Below are 17,637 nucleotides of genomic sequence, written 5' to 3' on the forward strand. Positions count from 1 at the left end.
CTAGCGAGGACATTCGCTAGTTTTTTGGCTTTCTTTCGTCATGAATCGTTTGGTTATATATTTTTCCCCTTCAACAAGGAAAAACAGACTCACAACATGGACGAAAATCATTGCTAATTGAAGGCCATTTAAAGAAGTTGTGCCAATTAATTGCTGCGCTACTGGCCAGTAAACTACTAGCGCTTGTAGTAAAAAGAGGATTCCTAATGAAGCAAACAACACTTTATTTTGGAAAAATCCTGTGCTTAACGACGGATCAACCAACTTACGACAGTTGATCATATACGCTGCTTGCGCTAAGACGATACTTTGTAAGAGGAACGTTTGCTGTAAGGCTTGGCCCTCAAATTGTAATGCCATAAGGTAACCTGGTACCATAATGAGTACCGACACATAGACGATTCTAAAAATACTGTACTTTGTTAAAATGCCTTCGTTAACATCTCTTGGTGGTCGTTTCATTGTATCAGCACTCGCTTTTTCAAAACCTAATGCATAAGACAAAGTAATCGTAGTTACCATGTTTACCCATAATATTTGGACAGGTGTCAACGGTAGAGGATGATTCATTAAAAGCGCCCAGACAACAATTAAACCTTGTGCTAAAGAGGTTGGCAAGAAGAAGGTAATCGTCTTTTTCAAGTTATCAAAAATGCGGCGTCCTTCTTTCACGGCTTTAGCAATCGTATGGAAATTATCATCTGCCAAAACCATATCTGCGGCTTGTTTGGTTACTTCACTTCCTTTAATTCCCATGGCAATTCCGGCATCGGCTTTCTTTAGTGCTGGCGCATCGTTTACACCATCGCCGGTCATTCCGACAATTTCGCCATTGTTTTGTAACGCCGTGACAATTCGTAATTTATGTTCTGGCGTCGTTCGTGCAAATACATCGACTTTTTGAACGTGCTGAGCTAATTCTTCATCTGACATAACATCAATTTCTAATCCTTCAAGAACTTTTTTCGTATGCTTTAAACCAACCTGCTCGCCAATGGCTTGCGCTGTATCTTTATGGTCTCCGGTAATCATTTTGACGGAAATACCTGCTTCTTGAGATTCTTTGACGGCTTGAATGGCACTTTCTTTTGGCGGATCGATGATGCCTGCCAGTCCAGCAAACGTCAATCCTGACAATGTTTCATGTGTCAGTTCCTGTTGTGACGTAACTGTCTTATAAGCGAAACCTAATACCCGTTGTCCTTTTTGCGCTAATTGCGCAGCTTGTGCTTGCCAAGCACCTTTTTGATTATCAGATAACGTAGAAAGTTGTAACAATACTTCTGGCGCACCTTTGACATAAATAATTGAACCTTCTGCTTGCGGATGGCGAGTGGCCATGTATTTGTAACTTGAACTAAACGGAATTTTCTTTTCTACAGGGCGTAAAGACAGTTGATCCTGATCAACATATTGTAATAAAGCTAACTCGGTAGGATTCCCTTGTAAGTCGGCGATTTTTTGTTGGTCTTGTAATTTCAATTCTTGACAGTTGGCCATAATCTCTTTGACAATGGTCATTTCTTCAGTCACTACATCCATTACCGTCATTTCATTTTTAGTTAGCGTTCCTGTTTTATCTGAACAGATAACTGTCATTGAGCCTAATGTTTCAACGGAAGGCATGCCTTTAATAATCGCATTTTCTCTAGCCATCTCATGAACACCCATCGATAAAATCATCGTTAACACAGCAGGTAAGCCTTCTGGGATCATTGCTACAATTAATGCAATCATCGCAGAAAATAAGAGGCTCCATTCCATGCCATGACGAAAAGTGGTAAAGAAAATCAGAAACACGATCAAGACCATAATCCCTTGGAAAATTTGCTTGTTTAATTGGTGCATTTTCCGTACGAGCGGCGTTGTTTTTTGATCTACTGACTGCAACGCGTGATTAATTTTTCCAACTTCAGTGGAATCTCCTGTTTCTACTACAACGCCCAAGGCTGAGCCCGCTTGGACAAGAGTTCCTGAAAAAGCCAAATTCTTTTGATCGCCTGTTGGCAATTCTTCATTCAAGGAACCGGTAATTTTCTCCACGGCTTCTGATTCGCCTGTCAAAATTGATTCTTCAATCATCAGATTATGAACATCAAATAAGCGCAAATCTGCTGGGACTACATCGCCAGCTTGTAACGTGACTACATCTCCCAGAACCAATGTTTCAGAAGAAACGGTTGTTTTTTGTCCATCAATTAGAACGACTGCCTCTTGGCCCATCATCTGTTTCAGGCCGTCTAATGATTCTTCTGCTTTACGCTCTTGCCAATAACCGACAAAGCCATTGACAAGTACCACTAGAAAAATGATACTTCCTTCGACCACTTCGCCTGTGGCAAATTTTAGAATTGCGGCAGCGAGTAAGACCACCATTAGTAAATCTGTAAAATGTTTGGCTAGCTTTTGCCACGTTTTCAGTTGTTGTTTTTCTTCAATTTTATTTGGACCATTCGTTTGTAAACGTTGCTGACGTTCTTCGCTAGAAAGACCCGTTTGCTTCGTCTTAGTCTGCTCGATTACTTTTGTTGAGGAAAGTTGATACCATTTCATTTCGTGTACCTCCTATTTACTTGATACCTTTATTATAGAGAGGATTTTCTTCACAAAATGGTCGATAATTTCAGTGGCCCCTGAAAAAAATGGGGCCGAGATTATTAAAGAAAGGAACAACCCGCATTTTAGCGGGTTGTTCCTTTCTTTTAAATATTTTCTTGTTCGACCACCAATTGACTTTTGCCAATTAACGCTTTGACATCAATAATTTCACCATTTTTACGTCGGTCTGCTAACTCAACTGAGGTGGTAAACAACAAGTCACTAGAAGAGTTCAACGCTGTTTCAATGGAATCTTGGACTACGCCGACGATAAAGCCAACGCCGACGACTTGCATGGCAATATCATTGGAAATGCCAAACAAACTACATGCAAGCGGAATTAACAACAAGGAACCACCAGCAATTCCTGAAGCCCCACAAGCAGAAACAGCGGCGATGATACTCAACAATAATGCTAAATAGATTGGCACGGACATGCCTAATGTGTGGACTGCCGCCAATGTCATAATGGTAATCGTAATGGCTGCGCCGCCCATATTAATCGTTGCGCCCAGCGGAATAGAGACCGCATAAGATTCTTCATTTAAATCCATTGCTTTCGCCAATTCCATATTAATGGGAATATTGGCCGCAGAACTGCGTGTAAAGAATGCGGGAATCGCACTTTCCTTTAATACAAAAAAGACTAACGGATACGGATTTTGCCGAATATTCCAAAAAACAATCGCTGGATAAACGACTAAAGCAACCACGGCCATCGTACCAATTAACAATAATAGTAACTGACCATACTTGGCTAACCCTGCAATGCCTGTTGTTGCCACCGAATGAAACACCAAACCTAGAATTCCAATTGGCGCAATGCCGATAATCATTTGAACGACCGTGGTAATCCCTGTTGAAAGATTGGCAATCACATCCTTGGTAGCGACCGAACTTTGACGTAGCCCAATACCGATTAATGAGGACCAAAATAAAACAGATAAATAATTGCCTTCAATCATCGCTTGAATCGGATTTTGGACAACGCTTGTTAACACATTGCTTAAAACATCACTAAGTTGCGTTGGGGCTGCTTGCGCTTCCTGCGCCGCCTCCAAGACAATCTTAACGGGAAACAGATAGCTTGCCGTCACTGCAACAACAGCTGCCAAAAATGTCGCTAACAGATACACAACTAAAATTGATCCAACATATGTTTTCGCCCCAGCCTTTTGTTGGGCTAGCGACGCAATAATTAAGACAAAAACTAAAATCGGCGCAATTGCTTTTAAGGCGCCCACAAACAATTCACCAAGAACGCTGATGAAGGTCCATTCTGGCACCAAGAAACCCAAGGTGGTTCCAATCACAATCCCTATCATGATTTTTTGAATTAACGATAATTTCCGAATCGCTTTGACCATTCACTTCACGCTCCTTTAAAATAAAATACAGTTTGGGACATACTACCATAATTATTAAGATAAAAAAAGAGTGTTTCTCAAAAAACTTTCATTTTTCGAGAAACACTTGGTCAACTCATCAATTTCGTCTATTTTTCTGAAGACTTTTCCGCTGAATGTTCTTTGTTTTTATGGTGATGGTGGTGATGACTTTGTTTAGAATACAAGTAGGATTTTGCTACGACCGAAATAAACATAGCCATAATCCCCAAGCCTACTGTAGCATAAACCATGGTGAAAATTTTTCCCAAGTCAGTAACTGGATGCACATCTCCATAACCAATCGTGGTTAACGTCATGAAACTTAAATATAACGAATCTAATGGCGACAATTTTTCCACTGTTGAATAAAAAATAGTCCCACTCAACAACGTGGTTGCCAGTAAAAAGAACAAGGCACGAGTGTCTTCTTTTTTTAAGATACCTAAAAAAGATGAAAATAGTTTTTTGACAGAAATAAGTAAAGATAGCAAAAAAATGACCTCTTTCTATTGTTAATCTCTTCTTAACGTTAGCACTTTTTAGATGAAGTTCAACTTTTTAATTGGTGTGGTTAAAGAAAATTTATTTTTTTGTTATTTATAATACACTTCATCTAAAAATAACCCTTGTGCAGGAGCCGTTTCACCTGCGCCTTCTCGGACTTTTGTTGCGAACAATTCATCAATTATCGCTAATTCTTTGGTGCCTGCACCAATTTCTAAAAGTGTCCCAACGAGGATGCGGACCATTTTATGCAAGAACCCATTGCCCACAAAAGTGAACTGTAACATTTCGCCGTTTCTTTCAATCGTAATCTTTTCAATCGTTCGAGTAGTCGATTTTTTGTTTTTTTTCAATGCTGAAAAGCCAATAAAATCATGGGTCCCTATTAATTTTTGGCAAGCTTGTTCCATTTTTTCTTGATCCAACGCTTTGGGAAAGTGAAAACTATGATACCGTTCAAAGGCATTAGGAATTGGGCTATTCCAAACATAGTAGCTGTATTGTTTGCCTGTGGCATTATACCGTGCATGAAAACGTTCAGGCATTTCTGTAACTTCTTTAACAACAATATCGCCAGGTAAATATCGATTTAAAAAGGATAACATTTCGGTTGTTGTTAGTGAACTAGTCGTTTTAAAATTCGCTACTTGACCACGTGCATGTGTGCCGGCATCCGTTCTGCCTGAGCCAATAATTTCAATCGGTTCACCCGTCATTTGTGTTAAAATACTTTCAATTTTCCCTTGAATCGTTTTCTCTGAATTGCCTAGTCGTTGCCAACCTGAGTATCTTTTACCATCGTATTCAATGGTTAATTTTATGTTGCGCATGGGCGAAGCTCCTTCGTATTCTTTTTCTCTCTTATCATAGCAGAAATAAGTGGATTTTTCTTCTTTTCCAAGAATAAAACACCTCTTTTCTATAGAAAAGAGGTGTTTTATTTAGTTTAATCCTGCAATTTTCAATTCTTCAACATTCGCTGCTTTAGCATTTTCAGTCACTACGGCTTTAAATGTCACTTGGTCGCCCTCTTTTAAGAATAGCGCCAGCGGACTGTTATTAGTTGTTACGCTAAAAATGGTTTTTTCATCTTCTAGTAAAAATGAAACTACCGTTTGCGCTTCCCCAGCTACTACTGAGACACGAGCTACTTTACCTTGCATCGTTTTCAAGTTGGCTTTGTCTGTATTTTCATTGTTACTTCCTTTGGTTACTAACTCAATTCGATAAGCGTCTAATGCGCCTTGTGCCGTGTCTGCATCAATCACAATATCATTATCTACGGCGTTTATATAGACATATTTTTTGAAAATCCCTTTACTGTCCATTAACGAAACAATCCACGTTGGCACGCCATCAATGTTATAAAGGACTGGCATACTAGCTTTCCATTTCTTTTCTGGATAAATTTTTGAAGCGATAGAAATGGCGCCATCACTATCCATAATGCCGACTTTAGTATCACGATAATACGTAACTTGGCCTGTTCGGGCATTGATTAAGGAATAACCTAAAGCGGAATCTTGGTCTTTTTCACTACTTGTAAAGTCCGTAAAATAAAGCAACTGGTTCCCTTCCTTGTTCATCATCGGCGTAATTTGTCCTGATGCATAAATACCATTTTCAGTTGGAATTTTAACATCTTTTTTGGCACCAAACATTGTCTGGTTCCACCAGCCTTGACTGTAACGACCAAAGAATTCATTTAAGCTATTCGCCGCTGAACTAGTAATCGGCGCATCAACGAAACTTGGGGCTTTTTGACTGTCATAAACGTTAACTTCTCCTGTTGTAGCATTTAATACCGCCGTTTTAAATTCATTATAGTGCATGCGACCAGAAACCCCATACTCTTTGTAAAGCGTTTGAATATAGTAAGGATTTCCTTGGTCGTCCAACTCTAAATTGATTGTGCCAGTTGCTGCATAACCTGGATAAGCGGAATAAATTTTTCGTGCAGCATCTTTGCCAAAGTAAGCTGAAGGAGTATAAACAATTGGTTTTTCTACAAATTCTGGCTGTGCGTTGATATCTGTCGCACTAATGATGAAATAGCCAGGTACTTCCCCCAGTTTTAGCCATTTAAAGAAGCCATTAAATTCGACTGTTGCTACATAAACATACTCGCCATTGACAACTTGTGCCGTTATACCATCCAAAGTAAACATATTGGAATTGGGAATGACAGAAAATTTTTGTAACATTTTTCGTTTCGCCGTTTGTGGTGCAATCGCAATGGGTGTTTCTTTCGCCGAAGTTAAAACTTCAGCTTTTTCTTCCGTTTTTAAAGGAATCGTTTGATAAATTTCATCAATAGAAGAGATTCTGGTAATACTACTGACAACAGTCAACAAAATCATTGCCAAAACGGCAACACCCAAAATTTTGCCAGACCAGTCTTTGTTAGCCGTTTTGTTGGTATTCTTCCCTACTTCTTTGCGGCCCTTTTGGATACCAGGAACTTCGACTTTACTAGCTAAGCGTGTACTTAATAACACCCCACTAGCAATCACTGCGCCAATCAGATTAATCCATAACACGGTTGAAAGATTTTTACTTGGCAAAGTCACAAATAAAAAGATACCTAACAAGAGCAATTCCATCACCATTAATAGAATGGTCCCCTTACTCTTTTTCCCTTTATTCGCTACAATTTTGGCGCCATTCGCAACTAAGATCCCGATACCAAAAAATAACGTTAACCCAATAAAATTAAAAAACATTCACTTGCCCTCCTCATAGATAAGTAAAAAAGTGCTCCCACGCATTGTAGAAGCACTTCCTGTGATCCATTCTATTATAACGTTTTCTATTTTTACTGACAATATCGTTGAAGCAAAATCAGTCGGAAGGCTTAGAGTTTTGAAGAACGTTTATTTCTCTGGCTGAATATAAGGAACGATAGGTGCGGTCACGCCAATTGAAGCCCCACGAACAAAAGGTTCATTTTGTAAGGCTTTGAAATTTTTGGTTTGTCCGGTGAGCATGACTCCCCAAATAGGTAATTTTTCGACTTTTTTATTTTTATTTTGTTGGATAAACTTTTGGCCTTCTTGGTTGTCAGCAAACATGGGGGATTTTTCTAAGGTTTCAAAAAAGTGTTGCTTGTCGTTTTCAGGATCAAATATTTCGTTTTGATCGTCCATGCTTAATTGAAAACCATAAGGCAGCGTACCAGAAGGACCCTCTTTTTCATTAACCGTTTCGGAGTAAACATAGAGCCAAACTAAGTTGACATTGCTCGGTAACATTTTGCGGACTTCTTCATATGGATAAGGTTTATCAAAAGAAATCGCCACTTCCGCTACTTGGTTTTCCATTTTATCTAATTCACTTAATTCGTTTTTGATACCACCATAGTAATTGGTAATCGCTGGGTTATAAAAAGATGCTACTTTCTGCTTGGTTTGTCGGTTGTATTCATAAAAATTCTTAGAAGAATAATAGCTACCAGGATAGACTTCATTCCAGTCAATCGAATTTCTGAAAAAGCTATATCTGCTACGTAAATTACTCCACTCCACCGTGTAACCATCAATATTTTTTGAACGATTAGTTACAACTTCGCCCCCAAAAGGCGAACTATTAGCAATTACTTGGGAATCTAATTGAGTGTTTGGTGAAGCAATCATTTCTTGATCATTAATTACTTCTAGTAGGGTATGATAGTTTTTCGTCGAAAGTTTATCCATTCCCACAAAAAAACCGACAAACAATACGGCAAAACTAACAACGGTTATGGCACCAATCACGATAAATTGTTTTCTTTTCGCTTTACGAATACTTTTTTTTAAATCCACTTCTATTCCTCCAGTTCTTTTTTTAATTTTTGACGTGTGCGATACAATTTTTTGCGAACATTTTCAACAGATAATTCTAAAATCAACGCAATCTCGGCATACGATAATTGATAATAATATTTCAAAAGTACTAGTTCTTGTTCCTCATCTTTTAAGGAATCGATCAATAATAATAACTCTTGCCCTTCCATTTTTTCTATTGATTGCACAGGATGGCTGTTTGCCACAAAAGTGCGTTCTCGTTTCTTTTTTCGATACATCGTAATGTAGTAATTAAATGTTACTCGGAAAAACCACGGGCGTAGATTTTCTGATGTAATTTCAGGTAATATTGAAAAAATCGTTGTATACGTTTGCGACACTGCATCTTGTGCATCTTCAAGACTTGCTCCTCGGTGAATCAAGACTTGGATGACTTCTTGCCCCAAAGAAAATAGTACTTCGTCAAAATTTGCCTCCTTTTTCATCTGATTTCTCCTTTCACTTATACAACGTTTCAACTAGGGAAAAAGTGGACAGTCCTTCGTTCATTATTTTTATGTATTTTTCTCTCAATAAAAAATGCTCCTGCTTAAGCAGAAGCATTTTTGTTTTTGCTTATTTATCATTTTCCAATGACTAATCTTCGTGTATAAACGGCTTGCCCAGAATGCATCACTGCATCATCAATCGCTGAAACTAAACGGACTTGTCTAGTCACCGGCGGGGTCCAATTTTTATCAATCACGTCTGACAATTGTTCTTCTTTGATTTGGTCTAAATAGCTTTTGGTAAGTGCCACACTAGCAGCCAAATAGTCACTAAGCAATTGCTTTTCTGCCACCACGACTTTCGCCGCTTCTTCTGGTGTGTGATGCCAGTCTTCTGTCTCATCTGGCAAATCCAAGGCAAATTTTTCTGTCCAGTGTTGGCTAAGCCATAACGGTTCACTATGATTAAGTGCGGAAATTTGTAGGTCTAATTCTCTGGCTGTGTGCCACATTAGCCAAGTAACAGACTTAATTAATGGTGCGGGCATCGTGTTTGCTTCGGCAACGGTCATTTGCGCAAGGGTTTCTTCAAAACGTTCGTGCGCTCGGTCAAGGGTTTCACTAGAAAGTTGAGTGACTTTCATAAAAATACCTCCTTTGTGTTGGTGCCTGTTCTTTCGTTTCTATTTTCTATTATACTGCAAAAGAATCCGTTGTAGTTCTTTTTTGGCTGCAGTATCTGCGGAAAGGGTAAATGTTTGAATAGGCCTTCCATTTTCTTGCCGATTGCCTTTATCATCCATCTCATAAAAACCATCTGTAAAAGAACCACTACTGTGATATTCATAAATTTCACCATCATCACCAAGTAAATATTTTATAATTGGTTTTCCTAAATCAGCAACTTCATTATAGCCTGCTGCTAAAGCCGAAGTCATTACTTTATCAGACTGGCCCAAGGTGCCATCTTTCGAAGTATAAAATGTTACCCCACCCAAGGCTTGAATAGAGTAGCTATTTTGTCTAGATGAATCTTGCCGCTGAACTAAAATAGCTTGCCAATCTGGTGTTAATGCATACCAATCACCTTTACCACTAGCTCCATGATCAAAAAATCTAGTGGTAACAGCCATTCCACCAATTTCTGCTCGCTTACTAGCCCAGAGCAGAAATTCATTAGTTATTGCTCGCTTCTCTGACTCCGTATAATTCCTTTCGTTTAATCTTGTTGAACTATTTTGCTGTGAACTCATTGTTTGAGGTATGGTTTTCAAACTCTCTTTACTAATTTTTGTTGTTTGGGTTGTTTTGCTGGAACTTTTTGTTTGTTTTTCAGAATTTTTCCCACCAGTAACAATAATAAAAATAAGTAACCCAATAATGACTAGTAGCAGTATAATCACAACAAAGAAGTATTTATTTTTTTTGTGACGATGATTAAACATACGCTTTAACTCCTTTTCTAAATCAGTGCTCTATTACTTTATGACAATCTGATCCGCCACTCGATTCATACTACTTAAATCACCCACATCAAAAAAATTTTTCCAAATTTTATTCATATTAGCTTGTCCCAAGTTTATCGCTGTTGGTTGAGCGGATGAATTATCCAGTTTTGTTTTAACAACATAATAGTAAATCATTTCACCATCACGTCCGAACGCATAGATTTGTGAGGGAACACCGCCAACACCTTGTATATTTTTCCCCGTTGCAAAAAACATTTGATCATTTTCACTAGTGTTATCACTTAACTTACTACTTACTTTGGTTAACGTTATGGCATTCATATTGGATAAAGCAATCTCTTGAACTGATTGATTCGAATTTTCTTGAGCTGGATAGCCATTAAACCGCCATCCTGAAGGCGCACCCAAAATAACTAACGCCGCACGTTGGCTAGTGGAGAGTTTTTTTACTGCTTCTGCAGCCACATTTTCTTCATCTGAAATAGTAGTAACTGCTGAACTACTTTCACTTTCTTTCACCACTGAGGTACTTGAATAACTGCTAACGGTCTTTGTCGAGGAAGATGGTGTTGCATCTACTTCTTCTACCGTCTTTCTTTTTAAATTTGTTTGCCCATTCACTAAGATGAATACTAATAATCCAATAATAACAATTAATAATCCAATCACTATTCCTAAATACTTGTTATTATGATGTCGATCACTTCTCATTAAAAATACTCTCCTATCATATAGAAAGGTAATATTTCCTTTCACTTATTCTACTAATGATTATTTTAACACAATCATTAAACAAAAAATGAAAAACGTCTGTTTCTTTCCTTTCATTTCTTCAAAAATAACACCCCCCTAAGTAAAAAAGAATTGACAATTCTCGTAGTTTCCCTTAGTATGTGGAAAAGTACCTTTAAGATAGTCCGAGAGGCTAACAAGGCAAAGTTCTGTAAAATTCTGTATTTTTGTATAGTGAATGATACGAGATGTCTTGCCCTTTTTTTGTGTGCAAGGCTTTTTTTGCGCGGTGCTTAATCAATTTATTTGGGAGGCAACAAAGTGGAAAAGAAAAAACGTGAAGTGAAAGGTATCTCATTTACCAAAAAAATGGTGATTTCATTGGTGGGAGGGTTAATCGTTGGGCTCGGCTTTTTATTTTTAAGAGAGCACCTTATTCGCAGCAATCAAGGCGCTGTGTGGCAGACAATCAATCAGATTCTTTTCCAAGATATTTCAGATCCTGAAAAAGGACAATCTGCGATTGGGCTTTTCTATATTATTGGTCAACTATTTATCAACAGCCTACAATTAGTGATTGTGCCGATGGTCTTTACTTCAATTACTTTAGCCATTTGTCATATTACCGATACGCAAAAATTAGGACGAATTTCCTATAAAACGATTTTTGGCTTTTTATCGATGTCACTGATTGCGCTATTAACGGCTGGAATTGTGGGCTATAGCGTATATTTAACTGGCGCTTTTAATGTGTCGTTATCTGAAACGCTAGCTCCTGTCGAAGTAAGTACGAGCGGCAACCCATTAATGGTGATTGTCAATGCTGTCACGAAAAATATCGGTTCTGCATTTAGCGACAATGGTGCAATTTTAGCCGTTGTTGTGTTGGCAGTGATTACTGGTTTATGTATTAATGCATTAGGGGATAAAATTCGTGTTTTCAAAAAATTAATTGAAGAAGTCAATGCGATGGTCACGTTATTTTTAACCTTTGTAATTACTAAATTTGCTCCTATCGCCGTCTTTATGTTGTTAGTTCGGACGTTTGCTTCTTACGGGATTGATTATTTAAAACCAGCGTTAGTCTACGTCGTAACAACGACAGCGACGCTCTTAGCCTTTTTGATGATCGGTTACCCATTATTTATCTTATTTGCGACAAAATTAAATCCTGTTCCTTTTATTAAAAAGATTATGAAAGTTGTGGTCTTTGGATTTTCTACTTCTTCTTCGGCAGCCACTTTACCGTTAAATACAAAAACAACGGTTGAAGAGTTAGGTGTCGACAGCGATGTTGCCGCCTTTGTCTTGCCGTTAGGAATGACTATTAATATGAACGGCACAGCGATTATGCAAGTAATTGCGGCTATTTTTGTGGCGGGCGTAGCTGGTTATGAAGTGACACCAGCTAATATTGCCTTGATTGCCATTTTAGCTTTAATGTCATCTATTGGTACACCGGCGGCACCTGGCGCTGGCGGAATTATCCTTTTCACTATTTTAACTGGTTTAAACTATAACAATGAGATTGCGATTGCGACGTATTCATTGATTTTAGCCATTAATCGTCCAATCGAAATGCTCGTTACTAGCCTAAACGTGGTTGGTGATAGCGCCACTGCGATTTATGTCGCACATTCGGAAGATTTGTTGGATGAAGCCACTTATCTGACTGATGTCGCTGACTTGCAAAATGCGGAAGCGGAGTAATTAAAAGCAAATACGCTCGTATGAGATTGAAACAAAAGTGTTTAGTTCCTATAAAGCCTTTATCATCGACTATCTAAAAAAAGAGTTTGGGGCATCGGTCATTTTGTAGCGCCCCCAAACTCTTTCTTTTTTTATCAATCCAAAACATTTCTTCACTAAACTGATTTATTTCTGCCGTATTACAAAAGCTTCATATGGTTGCAGCATGATTTCTCCTTGTGGTAATTCCGCTAAATGATAATTGGAAATAATTACTTCTTTTCCCGCTCCTGGCATCGTCCACTGCTGCTGATTCCTGCTGATATTCGCTACAACTAACCAAACTTCGTCATTAAGTGTGCGCTGATAGGCAAATACCTCAGGTGGTGTATTCTCCAATAGTGTGTACTCTCCCCAAACAACAATTTCATTTTTCTTTCGCAACTGGATTAATTTTTTGTAAGTATAAAAAATTGATTCAGCATTTGCTAAATTGGCAGCTACATTAATTTCTCTATAATTTGGATTCACATGTAACCATGGTGTTCCCGTTGTAAAGCCTGCATTTTCTGAGTTGTCCCACTGGATAGGAGTACGTGCGTTGTCTCTACCTTTGGCATTGATTGATTCCATCAGCGTTTCTTTAGAAAAACCTAAAGATAATCGTTCATTATACATGTTAATTGTCTCTATATCCTCCGCTTCAGAAATATCTGAAATTGGGTAATTGGTCATCCCAATCTCTTCTCCTTGATAGATATAAGGCGTTCCTTTCATCATATGCAGCAAAATAGCAAACATTTTGGCGCTCTGTTCTCGGTAAATCGTATCGTCGCCCCAACGAGAGACAATTCGAGGTAAATCATGATTGTTCCAAAACAAACTGTTCCAGCCCTCATCACCTAGTGAAACTTGCCACTTAGATAAAACGGTTTTCAGTTCTGGAATACTTAATGGTTTTAAATCCCACTTATCTTTGCCTACGCCATGTTCTTGGTCCAAACCAATATGTTCAAACTGAAAAACCATGGATAATTCATGCCGTTTCGGATCAGAGTACAGCTTCGCAATCTCAGGTGTCGCTCCCCACGTCTCACCTACTGTCATTAACTCTTTATCGCCAAAAGTTGCTTGGTTCATTTCTTGGAGATATTCATGAAGCTTCGGTCCATTGCCAGTTATTTCCTTATCTGGTATTTTACCAATTAGGTCAATGACATCCATCCGAAACCCGCCTACACCTTTAGAAATCCAGAAATTCATCATTTTGTATACTGCTTGACGAACGTTCTCATTTTCCCAATTTAAATCAGGCTGACGTTTACTAAACAAATGCAAAAAGTACTGTCCAGATTCTGCATCAAATTCCCATGCAGAGCCGCTAAATGTTGAACGCAAGCCATTGGGAACCGCTCCAGCCACTCCATCGCGCCAAACATAATAATCTCTGTATTTATTATCTTTACCTTTTTTTGCTTCAATAAACCAAGCATGTTCATCAGAGGTATGGTTGACGACTAAATCCATGATAATTTTAATATTGCGTTTTTTTCCTTCTTCAATCAAACGCTCCATATCTGCCATGGTACCAAATTCCGCCATAATTTCCTCATAGTCGCTGATATCATAGCCATTGTCATCATTTGGCGATTGATAAACTGGAGATAACCAAATGGCGTCAATCCCCAAGTTTTCCAAGTAGTCTAAGCGTTGAATGATTCCTTGTAAATCGCCGATTCCATCTCCATCTGAATCTTGAAAGCTTCTAGGATAGATTTGGTAGACCACTGATTTTTGCCACCACTTTTTTTTCATGTTTGTTCCTCCTACAACTCAATCCATTCAATATCAAATGCTAATTGTTGCTCACAACTGACTGAACGGTCGTCTTTCGTTACTTTTATATGGATTGTATTTCCTAAATAGTCAACAATTGTTTGTTCAAAATCTGTTTTGACTGTAATAATCAGTTTTGGTTTTGTATATTGTGTTAAATCATTTCCGATAGTCTCTCCTAACACTCCTGTATTGCCTAAATTCAAAAAGACAGCTGAATTTTCTTTTATAAAAACAGGGATTTGATGAACTTCAGCAGAAACCTCTACAGTTGTGCCTCCGTCATAAATCTTATGCGTCCAAAAATCTGTCCAACGACCTTCTGGGAATTGCACGTTCCTTGCAATTGCTTTTTCCTCAATCACAGGTGCAACAAGTAAAGATTCGCCAAACATAAATTGATCATAACAATTTTGAAAGTCTTCTTTTTGATACTCAATTTGTAATGCATTCATCAATGGTTTCTGTTGATTCACTGAGTTCATGGCTTGATCATAGATGTACGGTAGCAAATTCATTCGAGTATTTGCAAAAAAACGATATACGTCAATGACTTTCGGTGTGTTCGTTCTTTCCGCTATATTCCATGGCGTTCTATCTTGATTAAATTCCCCTTTACTTTCCGCATGATACTGCATAATTGGACAAAAAGTAGCCATTGAAGTTGCACGCATAAATAGTTCTGCGCTAGGAATATCACCATTGAATCCCCCTAAATCCCAACCCCAAAATAGTACGCCAGACATCCCTGAATTTATTCCTGCAATAAGTTGTCGTTTAAACGCTTCAAATGTAGAGCGTTCATCTCCTGCCCAATGCGCTGGATAAGTTTGAGCTCCTGTATAACCTGACCGACTGAACGTGATGCCTTTGTTTTGCTGTGCAAATTCGTAATATGCTTTGATGTATTCTTTAGGATAGTTATTGCGCATGTTTCTCCCCGTGCTTCCATCTGAGAAGGTCACATCTGCTCCGTAAACCATTTCTCCCCCGTCTGTTTTAAAGCCATCAACACCAATCTCAATTAAATATTGTCGTTTTTCAAACCACCATTTTTTTGCCTCGTCATTCGTAAAATCCATCAAAAGACTATCTGTAAACCAATTTTCTGGAATTCTATACGGCGATCCGTCGGCATTCTTAACTACAAATCCTTTTTCAATCATATACGCTTCGTCTTGATCTTTTAAGGGATGTTTTTGCTGATTTAAATATTTTTCTATCGGAATTTGCCACAATATAAATTTCAACCCATTTTCATGACAATAATCAATCAACCCTTGAGGATCAGGCCAACGCCCCCATTTAGGAAAAGTCATCTGATGATAAGAATGACTCTCACCAGGTTTCAGCATTGGATACTGGGCATCATTAAACATATAATAGGTTGTCTCATCACTCCACTGCTCAAGAACAATCACCGTAGAGGGGATATCATATTGATTAGTCAGTTCTACTTGCTGACGAACAATACTGTCCCGATCCCAATTATTACTAGACATCCAAGGTCCCAATGCCCAACTAGGCACCATAATCGGCTCACCTGTACATGTGATATATTGACCAATCATCTCTTTCATGCTGCCGTGAAGTAGTTTAATTTCAACAAAAAAGTCTGTAGGTTCTGTCTCTATAAATACTGTCACAACACCCGATTGTGCTTTTTGTAAATCAAAGCTTGTATAATAATCTGTGTCTATATACATTCCGTATCCACGATCTGTAAAAAAGTAAGGCATCGGCAGATACGTTCGAGTTCCTTGATCCCGATATTGATTATAGACAAAGCAATCCAGCTGATTTCCTAATTGATTGATTGCGTTATAGCGTTCACCAAAGCCGTAATAAATCTCTGATTGATCGTTAAAATTCATTGAAATGCCACTAATTCCTTGCCCCATTAGCTCGTGTAGTTGAAGCATATTTTCATGAAATTGAAGCAACGGCTCACCAGTCGGTGTCATAATCTGCTGCTGCTCGTTTAAATACATATATCGTTTATTTACTTCCTTTGAGCAAGGTTGTGGCTGCGCCAAAACAAGTTGTACTTTTGCTTGTTGAAACATTAAAAAAAGTGGGGGTCCATTACTCTCCAACTGATAAATATTCCCTTCTACACAAGAACCTAAGAACATAGGCTTAGCCCCTGTCGAAACTTTTTGAATCGTCAATTGATAGGTTTCCGAACGTTCTTTTGTATCTCCTACAGCCAAAAATGAATAGGTTCCACCTGTGTAACCTACAGGAATATTGACAGTTCCTTGATAAATGTTTTGTTGCTCATCTACCAATTCACAAATAACCTCACCTAGTCCATCAAGAATCAAAACAACCTCCTTTACATATTTGCTATTTACTTGAACCTTAAAGGTACAGTCTTCCCCAACGATTGGGTAATGAGGGCTTCTTTCATAAGGTAAGTTATCATAAATATTGCCATTGCCTAATGGCTTATGGATAAAATCATTGGTTGATATACTGGCTTTTTTTTCTTTCAAATAGGTTTCAAAAAGACAGGTGAGTATGTTGCCGTCATCAACTGCTATTTTCGTTTGTGCCAGATAATTGTCTGCTTTCGTAAAATCATATTTTTCTGTATAGTAAATCCCTAACAATGCTGCTTCATTTTTTGATACTAGCTTTTTCTTCTTTGTTAGCTGTTGGATTCCTGCGACCATAACTAAATCTTCTGGTGCAAAAAGGCCAAAAGGCAACACACTTAACACTATGTCAAAATCAGGCTCTCCTTTTTCAATAGACGAAATAAGTGCACCTTTTCGAATCATATGTGCAAAAATATAGTCACGAATTTCTGTAATTTCTTTTTGTAGTTCAAAAAAACTATAATTGTTTTTAACCTCTAACAATGTCATGTAATAAATAGCCAAATTTGATGTATAGATATCCGCGGGTTCTTCAAAGACATTTTTCGTCTTATTTGACCATTCTTTTTGAATTCTATAAATCATCGTATAATCTTCTTCATTTAATATTATGCCAGTTCTTACTTTTACCCAAATTGCTGCGGCTGTGATAGGTAAAGAAGTAGTTGTTAGCTTTAATTTTTGTTCATTATCACGACGACTATTGATATAATTATTATAAAATGAAAGTATTTCTGAGAATTCTTGCGCTAGTTTCATAAATGCTT

Annotated in this window: 13 protein-coding genes; 1 reads left to right on the forward strand and 12 read right to left on the reverse strand. The window is 38.1% G+C overall.

The window, feature by feature from the left end; all coding sequences use genetic code 11:
• From IGK82_RS11855 to IGK82_RS11900, 10 genes are all read right to left on the reverse strand, one after another.
• Entirely contained in the window at window positions 1–2,553 is a 2,553-nt protein-coding gene (locus tag IGK82_RS11855; protein WP_010709923.1) for a cation-transporting P-type ATPase, read from the reverse strand.
• Between the two features lie 149 nt (window positions 2,554–2,702).
• Entirely contained in the window at window positions 2,703–3,965 is a 1,263-nt protein-coding gene (sstT, locus tag IGK82_RS11860) for a serine/threonine transporter SstT (protein WP_002355037.1), read from the reverse strand.
• Window positions 3,966–4,093: 128 nt separating this feature from the next.
• Window positions 4,094–4,477 carry a potassium channel family protein gene (locus tag IGK82_RS11865; protein WP_002355036.1) on the reverse strand — a complete coding sequence of 128 codons (384 nt, stop codon included), beginning with the start codon at window positions 4,475–4,477 and terminating at the stop codon, window positions 4,094–4,096.
• Window positions 4,478–4,579: 102 nt separating this feature from the next.
• Window positions 4,580–5,320 carry a tRNA pseudouridine(38-40) synthase TruA gene (truA, locus tag IGK82_RS11870; protein WP_002359105.1) on the reverse strand — a complete coding sequence of 247 codons (741 nt, stop codon included), beginning with the start codon at window positions 5,318–5,320 and terminating at the stop codon, window positions 4,580–4,582.
• Window positions 5,321–5,431: 111 nt separating this feature from the next.
• On the reverse strand, window positions 5,432–7,213 hold the full coding sequence (locus IGK82_RS11875; RefSeq protein ID WP_010830683.1) for a hypothetical protein: 1,782 nt from the start codon (window positions 7,211–7,213) through the stop codon (window positions 5,432–5,434).
• 150 nt (window positions 7,214–7,363) lie between these two features.
• Window positions 7,364–8,290, reverse strand: a complete 927-nt coding sequence (locus IGK82_RS11880) for an anti-sigma factor (protein WP_002365315.1) — start codon at window positions 8,288–8,290, stop codon at window positions 7,364–7,366.
• 2 nt (window positions 8,291–8,292) lie between these two features.
• Window positions 8,293–8,757, reverse strand: coding sequence for an RNA polymerase sigma factor (locus IGK82_RS11885; protein WP_002401614.1), 465 nt, complete (start codon window positions 8,755–8,757; stop codon window positions 8,293–8,295).
• Between the two features lie 137 nt (window positions 8,758–8,894).
• Window positions 8,895–9,404, reverse strand: a complete 510-nt coding sequence (gst, locus tag IGK82_RS11890; RefSeq protein ID WP_002361063.1) for a DinB family glutathione transferase — start codon at window positions 9,402–9,404, stop codon at window positions 8,895–8,897.
• Between the two features lie 39 nt (window positions 9,405–9,443).
• Window positions 9,444–10,205 carry a hypothetical protein gene (locus IGK82_RS11895; RefSeq protein ID WP_010709927.1) on the reverse strand — a complete coding sequence of 254 codons (762 nt, stop codon included), beginning with the start codon at window positions 10,203–10,205 and terminating at the stop codon, window positions 9,444–9,446.
• Between the two features lie 33 nt (window positions 10,206–10,238).
• Window positions 10,239–10,940 carry a hypothetical protein gene (locus IGK82_RS11900; RefSeq protein WP_010709928.1) on the reverse strand — a complete coding sequence of 234 codons (702 nt, stop codon included), beginning with the start codon at window positions 10,938–10,940 and terminating at the stop codon, window positions 10,239–10,241.
• 327 nt (window positions 10,941–11,267) lie between these two features.
• Here IGK82_RS11900 and IGK82_RS11905 point away from each other — a divergent pair, with 327 nt between their 5' ends.
• Window positions 11,268–12,671 (forward strand): dicarboxylate/amino acid:cation symporter, encoded by a 1,404-nt coding sequence (locus IGK82_RS11905; RefSeq protein WP_002400478.1) that lies wholly within the window; start codon window positions 11,268–11,270, stop codon window positions 12,669–12,671.
• A 165-nt stretch (window positions 12,672–12,836) separates the two neighbouring features.
• Here IGK82_RS11905 and IGK82_RS11910 read toward each other — a convergent pair whose 3' ends face one another.
• Window positions 12,837–14,465 (reverse strand): glycoside hydrolase family 13 protein, encoded by a 1,629-nt coding sequence (locus tag IGK82_RS11910; RefSeq protein ID WP_016622072.1) that lies wholly within the window; start codon window positions 14,463–14,465, stop codon window positions 12,837–12,839.
• A gap of 11 nt (window positions 14,466–14,476) precedes the next feature.
• Window positions 14,477–17,629, reverse strand: coding sequence for a TIM-barrel domain-containing protein (locus IGK82_RS11915; RefSeq protein WP_016622073.1), 3,153 nt, complete (start codon window positions 17,627–17,629; stop codon window positions 14,477–14,479).
• Between the last annotated feature and the right edge of the window lie 8 nt (window positions 17,630–17,637).

Source organism: Enterococcus sp. AZ197 (assembly GCF_050556405.1).
GTDB lineage: Bacteria > Bacillota > Bacilli > Lactobacillales > Enterococcaceae > Enterococcus > Enterococcus faecalis.

Bases quoted from the DNA above. Each gene is read 5' to 3' on its own strand.
- IGK82_RS11900 (WP_010709928.1), bottom strand. From the start codon at position 10,940: ATGAGAAGTGATCGACATCATAATAACAAGTATTTAGGAATAGTGATT.
- IGK82_RS11915 (WP_016622073.1), bottom strand. From the start codon at position 17,629: ATGAAACTAGCGCAAGAATTCTCAGAAATACTTTCATTTTATAATAAT.
- IGK82_RS11910 (WP_016622072.1), bottom strand. From the start codon at position 14,465: ATGAAAAAAAAGTGGTGGCAAAAATCAGTGGTCTACCAAATCTATCCT.
- truA (WP_002359105.1), bottom strand. From the start codon at position 5,320: ATGCGCAACATAAAATTAACCATTGAATACGATGGTAAAAGATACTCA.
- IGK82_RS11855 (WP_010709923.1), bottom strand. From the start codon at position 2,553: ATGAAATGGTATCAACTTTCCTCAACAAAAGTAATCGAGCAGACTAAG.
- IGK82_RS11875 (WP_010830683.1), bottom strand. From the start codon at position 7,213: ATGTTTTTTAATTTTATTGGGTTAACGTTATTTTTTGGTATCGGGATC.
- IGK82_RS11885 (WP_002401614.1), bottom strand. From the start codon at position 8,757: ATGAAAAAGGAGGCAAATTTTGACGAAGTACTATTTTCTTTGGGGCAA.
- sstT (WP_002355037.1), bottom strand. From the start codon at position 3,965: ATGGTCAAAGCGATTCGGAAATTATCGTTAATTCAAAAAATCATGATA.
- gst (WP_002361063.1), bottom strand. From the start codon at position 9,404: ATGAAAGTCACTCAACTTTCTAGTGAAACCCTTGACCGAGCGCACGAA.
- IGK82_RS11895 (WP_010709927.1), bottom strand. From the start codon at position 10,205: ATGTTTAATCATCGTCACAAAAAAAATAAATACTTCTTTGTTGTGATT.